Annotated in this window: 16 protein-coding genes; 12 read left to right on the forward strand and 4 right to left on the reverse strand. The window is 74.8% G+C overall.

The annotated features are described in order from the left end of the window. Positions 1-95: 95 nt before the first annotated feature. The 7 genes from LG943_RS21055 (at position 96) to LG943_RS21085 (ending at position 5656) form a co-directional block, all read left to right on the forward strand. On the forward strand, positions 96-461 hold the full coding sequence (locus LG943_RS21055) for a VOC family protein (RefSeq protein ID WP_333486409.1): 366 nt from the start codon (positions 96-98) through the stop codon (positions 459-461). 472 nt (positions 462-933) lie between these two features. Beyond that, entirely contained in the window at positions 934-2370 is a 1437-nt protein-coding gene (locus tag LG943_RS21060; RefSeq protein ID WP_270074057.1) for an endo-1,4-beta-xylanase, read from the forward strand. 256 nt (positions 2371-2626) lie between these two features. Beyond that, positions 2627-3112, forward strand: a complete 486-nt coding sequence (locus LG943_RS21065) for a hypothetical protein (protein ID WP_270074058.1) — start codon at positions 2627-2629, stop codon at positions 3110-3112. Next, positions 3109-4338, forward strand: a complete 1230-nt coding sequence (locus tag LG943_RS21070; RefSeq protein ID WP_270074059.1) for an NRAMP family divalent metal transporter — start codon at positions 3109-3111, stop codon at positions 4336-4338. The genes LG943_RS21065 and LG943_RS21070 overlap by 4 nt, the downstream gene beginning before the upstream one ends. Before the next feature lie 2 nt (positions 4339-4340). Beyond that, the gene (locus tag LG943_RS21075) at positions 4341-4748 is read left to right on the forward strand and encodes a hypothetical protein (RefSeq protein WP_270074060.1); all 408 of its coding nucleotides are present in this window, start codon (positions 4341-4343) and stop codon (positions 4746-4748) included. Continuing rightward, on the forward strand, positions 4726-5061 hold the full coding sequence (locus tag LG943_RS21080; RefSeq protein ID WP_270074061.1) for a PRC-barrel domain-containing protein: 336 nt from the start codon (positions 4726-4728) through the stop codon (positions 5059-5061). The genes LG943_RS21075 and LG943_RS21080 overlap by 23 nt, the downstream gene beginning before the upstream one ends. 100 nt (positions 5062-5161) lie before the next feature. After that, positions 5162-5656, forward strand: a complete 495-nt coding sequence (locus LG943_RS21085) for a YciE/YciF ferroxidase family protein (protein ID WP_270074062.1) — start codon at positions 5162-5164, stop codon at positions 5654-5656. 107 nt (positions 5657-5763) lie between these two features. Here the strand turns inward: LG943_RS21085 and LG943_RS21090 are convergent, their stop codons facing one another. The 3 genes from LG943_RS21090 to fes all read right to left on the reverse strand — a co-directional run bounded on the left by LG943_RS21090 (position 5764) and on the right by fes (position 8776). Then, positions 5764-6672 carry an alpha/beta hydrolase fold domain-containing protein gene (locus LG943_RS21090; RefSeq protein WP_270074063.1) on the reverse strand — a complete coding sequence of 303 codons (909 nt, stop codon included), beginning with the start codon at positions 6670-6672 and terminating at the stop codon, positions 5764-5766. A 212-nt stretch (positions 6673-6884) separates the two neighbouring features. Further along, entirely contained in the window at positions 6885-7427 is a 543-nt protein-coding gene (locus tag LG943_RS21095; RefSeq protein WP_270074064.1) for a MarR family winged helix-turn-helix transcriptional regulator, read from the reverse strand. Continuing rightward, positions 7424-8776: an enterochelin esterase gene (fes, locus tag LG943_RS21100; protein WP_270074065.1), complete on the reverse strand. Its 1353-nt coding sequence runs from the start codon at positions 8774-8776 to the stop codon at positions 7424-7426. The genes LG943_RS21095 and fes overlap by 4 nt, the downstream gene beginning before the upstream one ends. Positions 8777-8832: 56 nt before the next feature. Here fes and fepB point away from each other — a divergent pair, with 56 nt between their 5' ends. Further along, positions 8833-9792 (forward strand): Fe2+-enterobactin ABC transporter substrate-binding protein, encoded by a 960-nt coding sequence (gene fepB, locus LG943_RS21105; protein WP_270074066.1) that lies wholly within the window; start codon positions 8833-8835, stop codon positions 9790-9792. Between the two features lie 75 nt (positions 9793-9867). Here fepB and LG943_RS21110 read toward each other — a convergent pair whose 3' ends face one another. Continuing rightward, entirely contained in the window at positions 9868-10710 is an 843-nt protein-coding gene (locus LG943_RS21110) for a helix-turn-helix transcriptional regulator (protein ID WP_270074067.1), read from the reverse strand. Between the two features lie 168 nt (positions 10711-10878). On the opposite strand from LG943_RS21110, the gene LG943_RS21115 reads away from it, so the two are divergent. From LG943_RS21115 to LG943_RS21130, 4 genes are all read left to right on the forward strand, one after another. After that, positions 10879-11658, forward strand: a complete 780-nt coding sequence (locus LG943_RS21115) for an SDR family NAD(P)-dependent oxidoreductase (protein WP_270074068.1) — start codon at positions 10879-10881, stop codon at positions 11656-11658. 42 nt (positions 11659-11700) lie between these two features. Further along, positions 11701-12348 carry a nucleoside/nucleotide kinase family protein gene (locus tag LG943_RS21120; RefSeq protein ID WP_270074069.1) on the forward strand — a complete coding sequence of 216 codons (648 nt, stop codon included), beginning with the start codon at positions 11701-11703 and terminating at the stop codon, positions 12346-12348. A 51-nt stretch (positions 12349-12399) separates the two neighbouring features. Continuing rightward, positions 12400-12741 (forward strand): VOC family protein, encoded by a 342-nt coding sequence (locus tag LG943_RS21125; RefSeq protein ID WP_270074070.1) that lies wholly within the window; start codon positions 12400-12402, stop codon positions 12739-12741. A 162-nt stretch (positions 12742-12903) separates the two neighbouring features. Then, on the forward strand, positions 12904-14199 hold the full coding sequence (locus LG943_RS21130) for a glycoside hydrolase family 6 protein (protein ID WP_270074071.1): 1296 nt from the start codon (positions 12904-12906) through the stop codon (positions 14197-14199). Positions 14200-14235: the final 36 nt, after the last annotated feature.

Genomic DNA, 14235 nt, shown 5'->3' on the forward strand with positions numbered 1-14235 from the left:
GCGGGGGAGGCCGCGCTCGGCGGGTGTGGCGCGGCGCCGTGCGGGCAGCATTGGGGCCGGCGGCGGTGAGCGGCACCGCCCGGCCCGGAAAGGGGATGACGACGATGGTCGGTCGGCTGCGAACGGTGGTGCTCGACGCGGCGGACATCGCGACACTGGCCCGCTTCTACTGCGAACTGCTCGGGATGTCGATCCTCAGCGAGCAGGACCACTGGATCGACATCGGCGCGCCCGGCGGCTCCGTCCTGGTGAGCTTCCAGCACGCGCCCGACCACGTGCCGCCGCGCTGGCCCGACCCCGCTCACCCCCAGCAGGCCCACCTCGACGTCCGGGTCGAGGACATCGAGGAGGCCGAGCGGCGGACGCTGGCGCTGGGGGCCACGCACCTCCACAGCGACACCGCGTTCCGGGTCTACGCCGACCCGGCCGGCCACCCCTTCTGCCTGGTCTTCGGGGAGTAGCCCCGGCCCCTCGGCCTCGACCCCGCCCCGCCCTCGGCGAGCGTGCGCGGGCGCCTCCCGGCCGGAGGCGCCCGCGTTTCTCCTGTCTCGTATCGGATTGCTTTTTCCGCCCTTTCCGGTGTTCCGTAAAAGCCGATAGACCGCCGAAAGGCAATCGAAACTATCGGATTCCATTCTCCGTAGAGGCCGCCACCACACCTTCCCTCCTGCCGCGCTCGCCCTGTTCTCGGTTAAGGGGCGCCGTTTTCCCGTCTTTTTGGACCGACGTATACCGCCCATTTCGCACCGATAGTTTCGAATTTCGTGATCTCCAACCATGAAACCCCTGGTGCCGGACTCACGTACGTGCGTCCCGCCGTTCGTCCGTAATTTCTTCTTCACGAGCCGACGCGCCCGGTGTTACGTTCGTCACGCTCATGAGCGGGGAGCGCTCCCACGTCACTGTCCGACGACCGCACCCGGAGGTGCAGCAGTGAGAGCAGATCGACGCGGCAGGCGCGGCACCGCGCGCCGCCCCCTCGGCCGCCTGGCCCGGCGGCTGCTGGGGGCGACGCTCGCGGCCGTCGCCGGCGTTGCGGTGCTGGCCCCCGCACCGGCCGCCAACGCCGACTCCCCGCTCCGCGTCCACGCGGAGGAGCAGGGGTTCGAGATCGGCGCCGCGCTCGCCGTCAACCACCTGAACAACGACAGCCAGTACCGCGCCATCGCGGCCCGCGAGTTCAACGCCGCCACCCCCGAGAACGAGATGAAGTGGGACACCACCGAACCCTCGCGGGGCAACTTCCAGTTCGGCCCGGCCGACCAGTTCATGGACTTCGCCCAGGCCAACGACATGACGGTGCGCGGGCACACCCTGGTGTGGCACAGCCAGCTCCCCCCGTGGGTGGAGGACGGCAACTGGACCCAGTCCGAGCTGCGCACCGTCATGTACGACCACATCGACGCGGTCGCCGGGCGCTACCGCGGTGAGATCGCCTACTGGGACGTCGCCAACGAGATCTTCCTGGAGGACGGGTCGTGGCGGCCGTCGGTGTTCTACAACACCCTCGGCTCGGGCTTCGTGGCCGACGCGCTGCGCAGGACCGCCCAGGCCGACCCCAACGCCGAGCTGTGGCTGAACGACTACAACATCGAGGGCATCAACGCCAAGAGCAACGCCTACTACGAACTGGCCCAGGACCTGCTGGCCCAGGGCGTGCCGCTCGACGGCATCGGCATCCAGGGCCACCTCATCAACGGGCAGCTCCCAAGCGGCATCCAGCAGAACATCCAGCGCTTCGCCGACCTCGGCCTGAAGGTGGCGATCACCGAGCTGGACGTGCGCATCCAGATGCCGGCCGACCAGAGCGAGCTGGCCCAGCAGGCGCGCGACTACACCACCGTCATGAACGCCTGCCTGGCGGTCGACGGCTGCGTGGCCGTGACCGTCTGGGGCGTGTCCGACCAGTACTCCTGGGTGCCCGACGTGTTCCAGGGCTACGGCGCGCCACTGCTCTACAACAGCAATTACCAGGCCAAACCCGCCTACGACGCCGTGCACACCGCCCTGGGCGGCGACGACGGCGGCGGACCCACCGATCCGCCACCCGGCTCCTGCGCGGTCACCTACAACGTGGCCAACCAGTGGAACTCCGGGTTCACCGGAACGGTGTCCTTCACCCACAACGGCACCTCGCCGCTGAGCGGCTGGGAGCTGGAGTTCGACTTCCCCAACGGCCAGCGGGTGACCAGCGGCTGGTCGGGCCAGTGGGCGCAGTCGGGGTCCACCGTCACCGTCTCCAACGCGGCGTGGAACGGCACGGTCGCCGCGGGCGGCACCGTGAGCCTGGGCTTCAACGGCTCCCACACCGGCACCAACAACGAGCCGACCTCCTTCTCCCTCAACGGCCAGGAGTGCACGGTCTCCTGACCTCCTGACTCCCGACCCCCTCCGCCGCGCCGCAGGGCGGCGCGGTCGCCGCCGGTCCGGCCGACCGGCATCCCCCAGCTCGGCCGGCCCGGCGGCTTCGCGCGCCCCCTCCCCCTCACGGCGGAGGGGGCGCCTTGGCGTACCCCCCGGCGCCGCCGGAGGCACCTGAGGCACCGGCGCGGCCGGGTTTCAGCCCGGCCCGCGCTGGTAGTGCGCTGACATGGGGGTATCGGCAAGGCGCGGCCGGTGGCGGGCAATGTTCGCCAAGTCGGCCGCCGGGCCGTCCGCCCGGCTGGCCGTCGGCCTGGCCGCCGGGCTCGCCGTCGCGGCGGCCGCCGCCGGGTGCGTGCCCGGTCCCGCGCTGACCGCCGAGGGCTACCACCGCCACGTCGAGCAGAGCGCCACCGCGCTGCTGTCAGCCGTGCGCACCGGGACGCTCGCCGCCCGGCTCGCCGAGGAGGGCCGCGCCTTCGGCCCGGCCCTGGACACCGCCGTGAGCGGGGCCGAGGACGACGCCCGCTCGGTCGCCGACACCTTCGCCTCCCGCCAGCCGCCCACCCCCGGCGAGGACGCCGTGCGCGACCGGCTGACCGGGCTCGCCGACAACGCCGGCGACGGCCTGGGCGACCTGCGGATCGCCCTGCGGCGCGGCGACGACGCGACCGCGCGGCAAGCCGCCGGCGACCTCGCCGACACCGCCCAGAGCCTGGAGGCGGTCCTGGCGGCCGAGGCGCGGCGATGAAGCGCGTCCTGGCCTTCACCCTCGGCTTCCTCACCGCCATCGGCGGGTTCCTGGACGTCGGCGACCTGGTGGCCAACTCCCTGGTCGGCGCCCGGTTCGGGATGTCGCTGGCGTGGGTGCTGCCGGTGGGGGTCGTGGGGGCCGCCCTGTTCACCGAGATGTCGGCGCGGGTGTCGGCCATCAGCGGCCGGGCGACGTTCGACCTGGTGCGCGAGCGGATGGGCGCCCGCGCCGGGCTGGCCAACCTGCTCGCCTCCTACACCATCACCCTGCTCACCCTCGCCGCGGAGATCGGTGGCGTCGCGCTGGCCCTGGAGATCGCCACCAGCGTGCACTACCTGCTGTGGGTGCCGGTGGTGCTGGTGCTGGTGTGGATCGTGCTGTGGCGGCTGCCGTTCCAGGCGATGGAGCAGACCTACGGGCTGCTGGGGCTGGCCCTGGTGGCGTTCGGCGTGGCCCTGTGGCAGTTGGGCCCCGACTGGGGCGCCCTGCTCGGCGGCGCGCTGCACCCGGCGCCGCCGCCCGGCGAGGACTGGCCGACCTGGTGGTACTACGCCATCGCCGTGTTCGGCGCGGCCATGACGCCCTACACCGTGCTGTTCTTCTCCTCCAGCGGCGTGGAGGAGGGCTGGACGAAGAAGGACCTCGGCCAGGCACGGACCAACGTGTTCATCGGCTTCCCGCTGGGCGGCCTGCTGGCGCTGGCGGTGATGGCGTGCGCGGCGGTGGTGTTCATGCCGGCCGCGATCCAGGTGGAGCACCTGTCGCAGGTGGCCCTGCCGGTGGCCGCCGGCCTGGGGCGGATCGGCCTGGCCGTGGTGATCGTGGGGCTGTTCGCCGCGACGTTCGGCGCCGCGCTGGAGGCCGCGCTCGCCGCCGGCTACAGCGTCTCGCAGTACTTCGGCTGGGCGTGGGGCAAGGCCCGCGCGCCGGCGAGCGCGCCCCGGTTCCACTCCGCGGTGCTGCTGACCCTGCTGCTGGGCACGGCGGTGATCCTGACCTCGCTGGACCCGATCAAGGTCACCGAGTACAGCATCGTGCTGTCGGCCGCCGCGCTGCCGCTGACCTACCTGCCGATCCTCATCGTCGCCAACGACCGCGACTACCTGGGCGAACACGTCAACTCCCGGGTCACCAACGCGCTGGCCACCGGGTACCTCGTGCTGGTGCTCGTGGTCTCGGTGGCGACCCTTCCACTGATGGTCTACACGAAGGCGGGGCAGTAGCCGTGCCGGACCCGGACACGACCGTGGAGGTGCTGCGCCTCGGCTTCGCGGCGCTGGACCGCCAGATCTACGACAGCGACGACCGCCCGGTGGGCAAGGTCGACGACATCGAACTGGCGTGGGGCGAGGCCGACACCGCCCCGCGCGTCTCGGCGGTGCTGACCGACACCGCCGCCCTGGGGCCGCGGCTGTCGGGCCGGCTGGGCCGGGCGTGGGCGGCGTTCCTGCGCCGGGCGGGCGCCGGCGGCGGACCGGTGCGGATCCCCATCGGCTCGGTCGTGGAGTTCCGCCCGGCCACGCGGCTGTCCATGCGCGCGCCCGCGCGCGTGTGGGCGGCCGAGGACTGGCTGCGCGAGCACGTCATCGGACGCATCCCGGGGGCCGGCCGTGCCGACGATCCTGGTCAGTGACCTGCTGGGCCGCGAGGTCCGCGACAGCCGCGGCACCGCGCTGGGCCGCGTGCAGGACGTGGTCGTGCGCCGCACCGCCGACGGCGGCTACGAGGTGGTGGGGCTGGTCACCGGCCGCAGTTCGGTGGCCGGCCGGTGGGGGTACGGCGGCTCGCTGGCGCCGCCCCCGCTGCTGCGCGCCGTGCTGCGCCGGCTGCGCGCACACGAGCGCTACCTGCGGTGGGACCACATCGCCGAACTGGGCGAGACGGTGCGCACCTCGGTGCCGGGCGAGCGGTTGGGGCGGCGGTGGAGCGACGTCGACCCCGCGTGAGCGCGACGGCCTGCCGCAGGTGCCTCTGCCAGAGGTGTCGCAGGTCAGGGTCGGGGTAGCGGCCCGGGGTCCGGAAAACCATCGCTGTAAGGGAGGCACCATGCGCCTCAAAGAGCCCAGGGACCTGCTCCTGTACGAGCTTTCGGCCATCTACGCCGGTGAGAAGGCGATCGCCGACATGCTCAAGGAGGTGGCCGGCGACGTCGACGACGACAACCTCGCCAAGATGCTCAAGACCCACCAGCGCGAGACCAAGGACCAGGCCAAGATCCTGGACACCTGTTTCAAGCACCTCGGCGAGACGCCGATGGACGTCCCCTGCGGCGTGATCGACGCCATCCGCCAGGAGTACCGGGAGTTCACGGCGAACAAGCCCGCGCCGCAGGTGCTGACCATGTTCGCGCTGGGCGGTGCGCTGAAGGTCGAGCACTTCGAGATCGCCACCTACCGGGGGCTGGTCGACAAGGCGATGATGATGGGCGACACCGAACTCGCCCAGAACCTCACGACCATCCTGCACCAGGAGGAGGAGACCGCCGGCAAACTGGAGCGCTGCGCCAGCGAGCTGGACCACAAGGTGCTCGCGCCGGCCTGAGGCGGACCGGCTCGGCCCGGCTCCGCCGTACCCGCACCCGCGTCCGCCGCCGGGCGCGGGTGCGCGCGTCTCGCGGCCGGTGCGCCCGGCCCGCCCGGCCCGTCGGCTCAGCCCGCCAGCGGCCGGATGGCCGCCACGATCTGGTCGCGCGCCCGCCGCCCCTCGGGGATGCGGTAGAGCGGGTAGGCGTGCAGTTGGTCGGGCGCCTCGTGGAAGTCGACCTCGACCCCGGCCTCGCGGGCGAGGCGGGCGAACCGGTGGGCGTCGGCGTTGAGGGTGTCGCGGGTGCCGCTGTAGAGCGAGACCGGCGGCAGCCCGGCCATCTTTCCGTTGATGGGGCTGACGGCGGGGTCGTCCGTCGGCAGGTGGTGCGCCCAGACCCGGCCGGCGAACCGCAGCGCCGGGCGCGACAGTTCGGGGTCGCCCTGCTCGGCGGTGATGGTCTGGGGGTCCTCCATGGTGACGTCCAGCCACGGCGCGATGAGCACCAGCCGGTCGGGGCCGCGCGTGCGGTCGGGATCGTCGCGCAGCCGCTGCGCGGCGGCCAGCGCCAGCCCGCCGCCCGCGGAGTCGCCGGCGAACACCACGCCGTGCGGCGCGGCCTCGGCGATGTCGCCCGCCAACTTGGTGACCTCGGGGACGACCCGGGCGGCGTTGCCGGCCGGCGCCAGGGTGTAGACGGGCACGGTCACCCGCGCCCGCAGTTCGTCGACCAGTTGCTGGACCATGCGCCAGTGCATGCCGCTGATCTCGTCCACGTAGGCGCCGCCGTGGATGAACAGCACGTCCACGGCCGGCTCGCCCCGGCTGGGGGCCACGGTGTAGCACGGCCAGCCGTAGTCGAAGTCCATGTCGACCCGGGTGGCGCGGGTGAGGCGGCGCGGCGGCGCATAGGAGGCCGGCTTGACGTAGTTGTCCTCGATCTTGCGCCGCACGGTGGCGGGGTCGCGGTACTCGACCCGCTCGCCGATCACCGACGCCGTCATCAGCAGCAGCCGGCTCCGCAGACTCGGCATGGGTCCTCCCGTCCGTCCTCGGCTCCGCTCACGCGGGAGCGCTCGCTCCCCCTTCCTCTGCCCGTCTGGCCGCGCGCATCACGTCGGCGGGCGGGTCCGAAGGCGCTGACCTGCGCGGACACCGCTGCGGGAGCCGGTCGCGGCCGGGGCGCGGCACGGCGGCGCCGCCGGACCGCGCGGGGGCCGGCCGCGACCGGCCGCGCGGGCACGCGCTAGTCGGCGGCGGGCTCGGGGGAGGGCGCGGGGGCGTGCGCGCCGCCGGGCGGCAGGCGCTCCAGTTCGGCCAGGACGGCGGCCAGGTCGGCGACCCGCTCGGGGGGCAGGTGGGACAGCGGCGAGCGCTCCGCCAGCCCGGCGCCGATGGCGGCGAGGACCTCGCGGCCGCGCGGGGTGGGCGTGGTCAGCCGGACCCGCTTGTCCGAGCGCGAGGCGCGGCGCACCACCAGGCCGCGCGCCTCCAGGTCGCGGGTCAGCGCCGAGACCACCGAGGGCGTGCAGCCCAGTTGGCGGGACAGTCCGCCCTGGGTGGGTCCGCCGCTGAGGGCGCGCAGGGCCCGCGCCTGGAGCGCGCTCAGCCCGTGCTCCTGGGCGAGGTCGGTCAGCAGGCCGTTGAGGCGCTCGGCCGCGCGCAGCAGGGCCTCGCCGGCGTCGCGGGCGGTGGGGCCGGCCGAGCCGGGCGGCGCGGGCGCCGGCTGGGGCGTCGCCGCCGTCGACGCGGGCGTCCGGGGCGCGGGGGTGCCCGCCGCGCGCGTCACCGGGGCCAGTCCGCGGTGACGCGGGCGAGCGCCGCCGGCAGGCCGGCCTGCCAGCAGGCGCGGTCGTGGCCGCCGTTGAACTCCGCGTAGTCCAAGGCGGCACCGCGCTCCTCCAGCAGCGCCCGCAGCCGGCGGGTGGGGCCGAGCAGGGTCCACTCGTGCAGGCCGACGCTGAGGTGGAGGCGTTCGGGCAGTTCGGGCGCCTCGGCGAGCAGGCGCAGCATGAGTTCGGACCCGGGTGCCTCGCCCTCGGCGGTGGGCGCGTTGGGCCACCACAGCGAGCCCGACTGCGACAGCGCCCGCCCGATCCGGCCGGGCGCGGTGTGGGCGGCGAACAGCGCGGTCAGGCCGCCGAGGCTCTGCCCGGCCACCACCGTGCGCGCTGGGTCGGCGGTCGCGCCGTGCTCGCGGCGCAGCAGCGGCAGCAGCGTCGCGGTGAGGAAGTCCACGAACGGCGGGTGGCAGCCGAGTTCGCGCACGCGGGTGGCGAAGTCGAGGGAGGGCACCAGCGCCACCAGCAGGGGCGCCAGTTCGCGCGCGGCGACCATGCGGTCCACCTCGGCCAGGAACGGGGTCGGGCGCCAGTCCTGGCCGTCGAGCAGCACGAGCACCGGCCACCCGCCGGGCTCGGGCGGCGCGCCCGGCGGCGTGTACACCGCGACCTCGCGGGTGTTGCCGAGGCCGGTGCTCGCGACCTGGTGGAGGCGCACCCGCTCGGGCGGCACCTCGCCGCCGCGCGGGCCGGCGGGGGCCTCGGGCAGCGCCACCACCGACCAGGCGGCGTCCAGGCGCTCGCGGGCCAGCGGGTCGGGGCGGGAGTGCGCGAGCGCGTCGAACCAGCGGGCGATGGCGGGGGCGTCGGCGGGGTCGGCCGCCGCCAGGGCGCGCGAGCGGCGCACCGCCAGCATGGGGTCGGCGGGTCCGGGGGGCGCGGCGCCGGGGTCGGCCGGGACGGGGGCGACGGCGTAGGAGCACCGCCAGTCGGCGCGCATCCGGTAGGTGAGGTGCCAGAGGTCGGTGCCGGGCACCCGCGCCATGCGGTTGCGCTCGTAGGACTCCGCGTCGGCACTGCGGTCGGCGACCAGCACGACGTCGGCCAGGCCGGCGCCGCGCCACAGGAAGGTGACCAGCCGCTCGGCGGGGTCGGCGGCCGGTTCGACCACGGGCGTGCCCTCGGCGCGTACCCGCCGCCAGAACGCCTCGACGGCCGCCGGCCCCTGTGCGGCGGCGCGTTCGGCGGCGGCCACCACGGGCGCATGGTCGCGCGGGAAGGGCGGCCGGGGCGGGCGGCCCTTGGGGGGCACGCCGGTGACCTGGGGTTTGCGGGCTGCGGGTGACGTCTGCGGCATTGACAGGAGCATAGGCGGACATAACAATGCTTGCAATGAAGACAACAAGGTTTGCCTTGCCTAAGTTTGCGTCGGTGCTGGTCGCGGCGGTGCTGGTTCCGGTCGCCGGCTGCTCCGCCGGCGGGCCGGACGACTCCGGGCAGTCGGAGACCCCCACGCGCACGGTGGAGCACCTGTTCGGCTCCAGCGACATCCCCGCCGACCCCCAGCGCGTGGTCTCGGTCAGCGTGACCAGCACGGCGAGCCTGCTCAGCCTGGACGTCCCGGTCGTCGCCTCCGGCACCACCGCCCCCTCGGGCCTGACCGACGACTCCGGGTTCTTCGCGCAGTGGGCCGAGGTCGCCCACGAGCGCGGGGTCGAGGCGCTGCCCGGGCCCGAGGTCGACCTGGAGGCCGTGGCCGCGGCCGAGCCCGACGTGATCGTGGGCAACGGGTTCGGCGCCGACGCCGTGGACGAGGCCGCCTACGACCGGCTGTCGCAGCTCGCGCCCACCGTGGTGCTGGGGGAGTCCGACACCTCCTGGCTGGAGCTGACCGAGGAGACGGCCGCCGTGTTCGGGGCGGAGGAGGCCGGCGCCGAGGTCGAGCGGGAGTACGCCGACCTGGTCGAGGAGACCTCCGGCCGGCTCGACACCGGCCACGACGTGGTGGTGCTGACGGGCACGCCCCACGGCTTCAACGTCTTCACCGAGGAGTCCGCCCTGGGCGGACTGGTGACCGATCTCGGCCTGACCCTGCACGAGTTCGCCGAGGGCGAGGCCGTGGAGCGCGCGGACAGGGCCGACACCGTGGAGGTCGCGCACGAGAACGCCTCGGCGTTCGGCGACTCCACCCTGCTGTTCGTCAACACCCAGGACGAGGCGGTCGAGGACTACCTGGAGACCGCGCCCAACCTCGCCGAGACCCCGGCCTACCGCGAGGACCGCGCCTTCACCCTGGGCGCGGAGTCCTTCCGCATGGACCACTACAGCATCCCGCTGGTGGCCGAGCGCCTGACCGAGGTCCTCGGCGACTAGCCCGGCGCCCGCCAGGACGGCGCCCCGCCGCCCGAGCCGGCGGCCCGGCCCGCACCGGCCGCCCGCGCGGCCGCCTCAGCCGGGGCCGGCACCGGGGCGGCCGGGCGCCGCGGCGGCGGAGAGCAGGGCCAGCCGCTCGGCGTCGCCGGTGCCCGGAGCGGCCGAGTAGACCATGACCCGCAGGTCGTCGCCTGCCACGTGGAGCACGTCGCAGTCCACGGTGATGGGTCCGGCCTCGGGGTGGTCGACCGTCTTGCGGGCGTCCTGGTGCTCCTGCGCCGCGCCGGAGTCCCACAGGTGCGCGAACGCGGCGCTGCCCGCGCGCAGCCGCGCCACCAGGTCGCGCAGCTTCGGGTCGTCGGGGTAGCGCGCGGCGGTGCGGCGCAGGTCGGCGGCCAGCAGCCGGCGCAGCCGCCCGTTGGACTCGGGGGTGTGGCGCACCCGGGTGGCGGCGGAGACGAAGGCGCGCCAGACGGCGTTGCGGTCGTCCCCGCTCCAGCGCCCCATCAGCGCATCGTAGAGCGGGTTGGCCAGCAGCAGGGTCCAGGCGGGGTCGTAGACGGCCACGGCGCATCCGCTCATCCGCTCCAAAATTCGGCGGGCGGCGGGGGTGACGCCGCGCGGGACGGCGGCGGCCCCGGGGGCGGCGAGCCCGGCGAGGTGGAAGAGGTGCTCGCGCTGGGCGCGGTCCAGGCGCAGGGCGCGCGCGAGGGCCTCGGTGATCTGCGGCGAGGGGTGGTGCGCGCGGCCCTGTTCAAGGCGGACGATGTAGTCGGCCGACACCCCCGCGAGCTGGGACAGCTCCTCGCGGCGCAGTCCCGGGGCGCGCCTGCGGGCGCCGGAGGGCAGGCCGACGCTCTCGGGGGTGAGGCGGTCGCGCCAGGCGCGCAGCGCGTCGCCGAGGTCGGTCCGGGGCATGCCGCCATTGTCGCAAACGCCCGCCGCCGTCCCTGGTATCCGCGGTCCCAGGAACGCGGGGCCACTTCCCGGTGATCGCGGTGGCGCGCATGCTGGTCGTGTTCCCCACCCCGGCGCGGTCCTCGCGGACGCCCCCTCCCGGGCCGCCTGACGACGTATGGAGCACCCATGAGCGGACTCGCCCTCATCACCGGCGCGACCTCCGGAATCGGCGCGGCGTTCGCGGAGCGCTTCGCCGCCGACGGCTACGACCTGATCCTGGTCGGCCGCCGCGCCGAGCGCCTCCAGCGGTTCGCCGCCGACCACCCCGAGGTGGCGGTGCGCCCGGTCGCGGCGGACCTGGCCACCGAGGAGGGGATCGCCGCCGTCGCCGCCCACTGCGCCGACGAGCCGCTGGACGTGCTGGTCAACAACGCCGGCGTCGCCCACTACATGCCGCTGGCCGACCTGCCCGCCGCCAAGGCCCGCGAAGTGGTCAACGTGAAGGTCCTCGCCCCCACGCAGTTGGCGCGCGCCGCCGTCGGCGGCATGCTGGCGCGCCGGAGCGGCACCGTCGTCAACGTGGCCGGCATGCTCGCGTTCTCCGGACCCGCCGACGCGGGCTTCATGCCCCGCCGCGCCGTCTACGCCGGGGCCCTGGCCTACCTGGTGGCCATGACCCAGACCCTGGCCGCCGAGGTGGCCGGCTCCGGCGTGCGGGTCCACGCGGTGTGCCCCGGCGTGGTGGCCACCGAGTTCCACTCCGTCCAGGGGATGGACCTGAGCGCCGTCCCGCGGATGAGCGCGCAGGACGTGGTCACCGGCGCCCTGCGCGGCCTGGAACTGGGCGAGACCGTCAGCGCACCCGGGGTGGAGGACTACCGGCTGCTCCAGGACGCCTTCGCCGCCGACCTCGCCGCCTTCGGCGGCCAGCGCCCCGAACTGGCCTCGCGCTACCGCGCCGGCTGAGGCGCCGCGCCGCCCGGTCGGCGGGGTGTCTAGAGTGGCGCCATGCTGGAGGAGTTGGCGGGCGCCGCCCGCGGGCTGGCCGCCGGGGCGGCGCCGCGGGCGTTCCTGGGCCTGGCCGGTGCGCCCGGAGCGGGCAAGTCGGCGCTGGCGCGGTACCTGGTGGCCGAGGTGCGGGCGGCGTACGGCGCGGACGCCGCCGCCTACCTGCCCATGGACGGGTTCCACCTGTCCAACGCGCAGCTTGACCGGCTGGGCCGGCGCGGCCGCAAGGGCGCGCCCGACACCTTCGACGTGTGGGGCTACCTCGCGCTGCTGCGCCGGCTGCACGCGGCCGAGGACGCCCCCGTCTACGCGCCCGACTTCGACCGCACGCTGGACGAGCCGGTCGCCGCCCGGCAGGTGGTGGCGCCCGGCGCGCGGCTGGTGGTGACCGAGGGCAACTACCTCGCCGACGACGCCCCGCTCTGGCGCGAGGTGCGCGGGCTGCTCACCGAGGTCTGGTACGTGGAGGCGCCCGACGCCGTGCGGGAGGAGCGCCTGGTCGCCCGCCAGCTCGCGGGCGGCCGCGACCCCGAGTCGGCCCGCGCGTGGGTGGCGGGCAGCGACCGCGCCAACGGCGAGCTGGTGAAGGCGAGCCGGGCCAACTGCGCCCGGGTGGTGCGGGTGGACCACGACCCCCGGCTGGGCTGAGCCGCCGCCGTTGCCGCCGCGGCTGTCGTAGGCCGCGGCTAGGATCGCGGCATGGCACTGGACCTGTTCGCCGGGATTCCGGTCAGCGACCAAGCCGTGGCGCTGGCGTGGTACGAACGCCTGCTGGGCGCGCCGCCCACCTACGTCGCCGGCCCCACCGAGGCCGTGTGGGAACTGGCCCAGCACCGGTCGCTGGCCGTGGAGCACCGGCCCGAGCACGCCGGGCACGCGCTGACCACCGTGTTCGTGGACGACCTCGACTCCCTGGTCGCGGATATCGCCGAACGGGGCGTCGAACCCGTGGGCCGCGAGACCTACCCCAACGGCGTCCGCAAGGTCACCTACCGCGATCCCGACGGCAACGAGATCGGTTTCGGCGGGGCACCGCTGTAGCGCGGGGGCGGGTGCGGTCGCCGGGCAGGCGACCCTCGTTGGGCTCCTTTACAGGGCGGAAGCTTCTTGTTACCTTCCGAGACATGACATGGGAGCGCTCCCAGCCCTGGGCGCCCCCATCATCCCCCACGGGGCGAGCCCTACGACCGTAAGGAACCGTGCATGTCCCGCAGACCTCTGCGCCCACTGCTGAGCGCCGGCCTCGGCATCGTCGCGGCCGCCGCGCTGGCGGCGGCGCCCACTCCCGCATCGGCCGCGGAGTCGGCCTTCTACGTCAACCCCGACACCGCCGCCGCCCAGTGGGTGCGCGCCAACCCGGGCGACTCGCGCGCCGACGTCATCGCCGAGCGGATCGCCGACGTCCCCCAGGGCACCTGGTTCACCCAGTACAACCCCGGCGAGGTGCGCGGCGAGGTGGACGCCCTGGTCGGCGCCGCCGAGGCCGCCGGTAAGATCCCCATCATCGTCGTCTACAACATCCCCAACCGCGATTGCAGCAACCACAGCAGCGGGGGCGCGCCCAGCCACTCCGCCTACCGCGACTGGGTCGACGAGGTCGCCGCCGGGCTGGAGGGGCGCCCGGCGACCATCGTGATGGAGCCCGACGTGCTGTCGCTGATGAGCAACTGCATGGACCAGGGCCAGCAGAACGAGGTCATGGCCTCGATGGCCTACGCGGGCAAGGCGCTGATGGCCGGCTCCGACCAGGCGCGGGTGTACTTCGACGCCGGGCACTCCGGCTGGCACGCGCCCGGCACGATCGCCGCGCGGCTCAACGGCGCCGACATCGCCAACAGCGCGCACGGCATCTCGACCAACGTGTCCAACTACAACTGGACCGCCGACGAGGTGCGCTACGCCGAGCAAATCATCGCCGCCACCGGCCACAGCGGCCTGCGCGCGGTCATCGACACCAGCCGCAACGGCAACGGCCCCGCCGGGTCGGAGTGGTGCGACCCGCCCGGGCGCGCCATCGGCACGCCCAGCACCACCGAGACCGGCAACTCCCGGATCGACGCGTTCCTGTGGGTGAAGCTGCCGGGCGAGGCCGACGGCTGCATCGCCGGCGCCGGGCAGTTCGTGCCGCAGCGGGCCTACGACCTGGCGATGGCCGCGCCCGCCGAGGAGCCCGACCCCGATCCGGACCCCGACCCCCAGCCCGAGGGCGACTGCACCGCGGACTACCGGGTCACCAACCAGTGGTCCGGCGGGTTCCAGGCGGGGGTCACCGTCACCGCCGCCACCGCGATCGACGGCTGGGCGGTCACCCTGGAGTTCCCCGGCGACCAGCGCGTCAACCAGGTCTGGAACGGCACGGCCGAGGGCGGCGGCTCCCGGGTCGTGGTGACCGACGCCGGCTACAACGGCGACCTCGCCGCCGGCGAGACCGCCGAGTTCGGCTTCACCGGAACCGGCAGCGCCACCGGCGAACCCACCGTGACCTGCGCGGCCCGCTGAGCACCGCACACCCGGCGGGCCGGGGGCCGCGCGCTC

This window comes from Streptomonospora mangrovi (genome assembly GCF_027604915.1).
GTDB classification, from domain to species: domain Bacteria; phylum Actinomycetota; class Actinomycetes; order Streptosporangiales; family Streptosporangiaceae; genus Streptomonospora; species Streptomonospora mangrovi.

Excerpts from the sequence above, each read along its gene's own strand:
- LG943_RS21065 (WP_270074058.1), top strand. The coding sequence starts at position 2,627 with ATGTTCGCCAAGTCGGCCGCCGGGCCGTCCGCCCGGCTGGCCGTCGGC.
- LG943_RS21070 (WP_270074059.1), top strand. The coding sequence starts at position 3,109 with ATGAAGCGCGTCCTGGCCTTCACCCTCGGCTTCCTCACCGCCATCGGC.
- fes (WP_270074065.1), bottom strand. The coding sequence starts at position 8,776 with ATGCCGCAGACGTCACCCGCAGCCCGCAAACCCCAGGTCACCGGCGTG.
- LG943_RS21125 (WP_270074070.1), top strand. The coding sequence starts at position 12,400 with ATGGCACTGGACCTGTTCGCCGGGATTCCGGTCAGCGACCAAGCCGTG.
- LG943_RS21085 (WP_270074062.1), top strand. The coding sequence starts at position 5,162 with ATGCGCCTCAAAGAGCCCAGGGACCTGCTCCTGTACGAGCTTTCGGCC.
- LG943_RS21090 (WP_270074063.1), bottom strand. The coding sequence starts at position 6,672 with ATGCCGAGTCTGCGGAGCCGGCTGCTGCTGATGACGGCGTCGGTGATC.
- LG943_RS21055 (WP_333486409.1), top strand. The coding sequence starts at position 96 with ATGACGACGATGGTCGGTCGGCTGCGAACGGTGGTGCTCGACGCGGCG.
- LG943_RS21130 (WP_270074071.1), top strand. The coding sequence starts at position 12,904 with ATGTCCCGCAGACCTCTGCGCCCACTGCTGAGCGCCGGCCTCGGCATC.
- LG943_RS21110 (WP_270074067.1), bottom strand. The coding sequence starts at position 10,710 with ATGCCCCGGACCGACCTCGGCGACGCGCTGCGCGCCTGGCGCGACCGC.
- LG943_RS21115 (WP_270074068.1), top strand. The coding sequence starts at position 10,879 with ATGAGCGGACTCGCCCTCATCACCGGCGCGACCTCCGGAATCGGCGCG.
- LG943_RS21120 (WP_270074069.1), top strand. The coding sequence starts at position 11,701 with ATGCTGGAGGAGTTGGCGGGCGCCGCCCGCGGGCTGGCCGCCGGGGCG.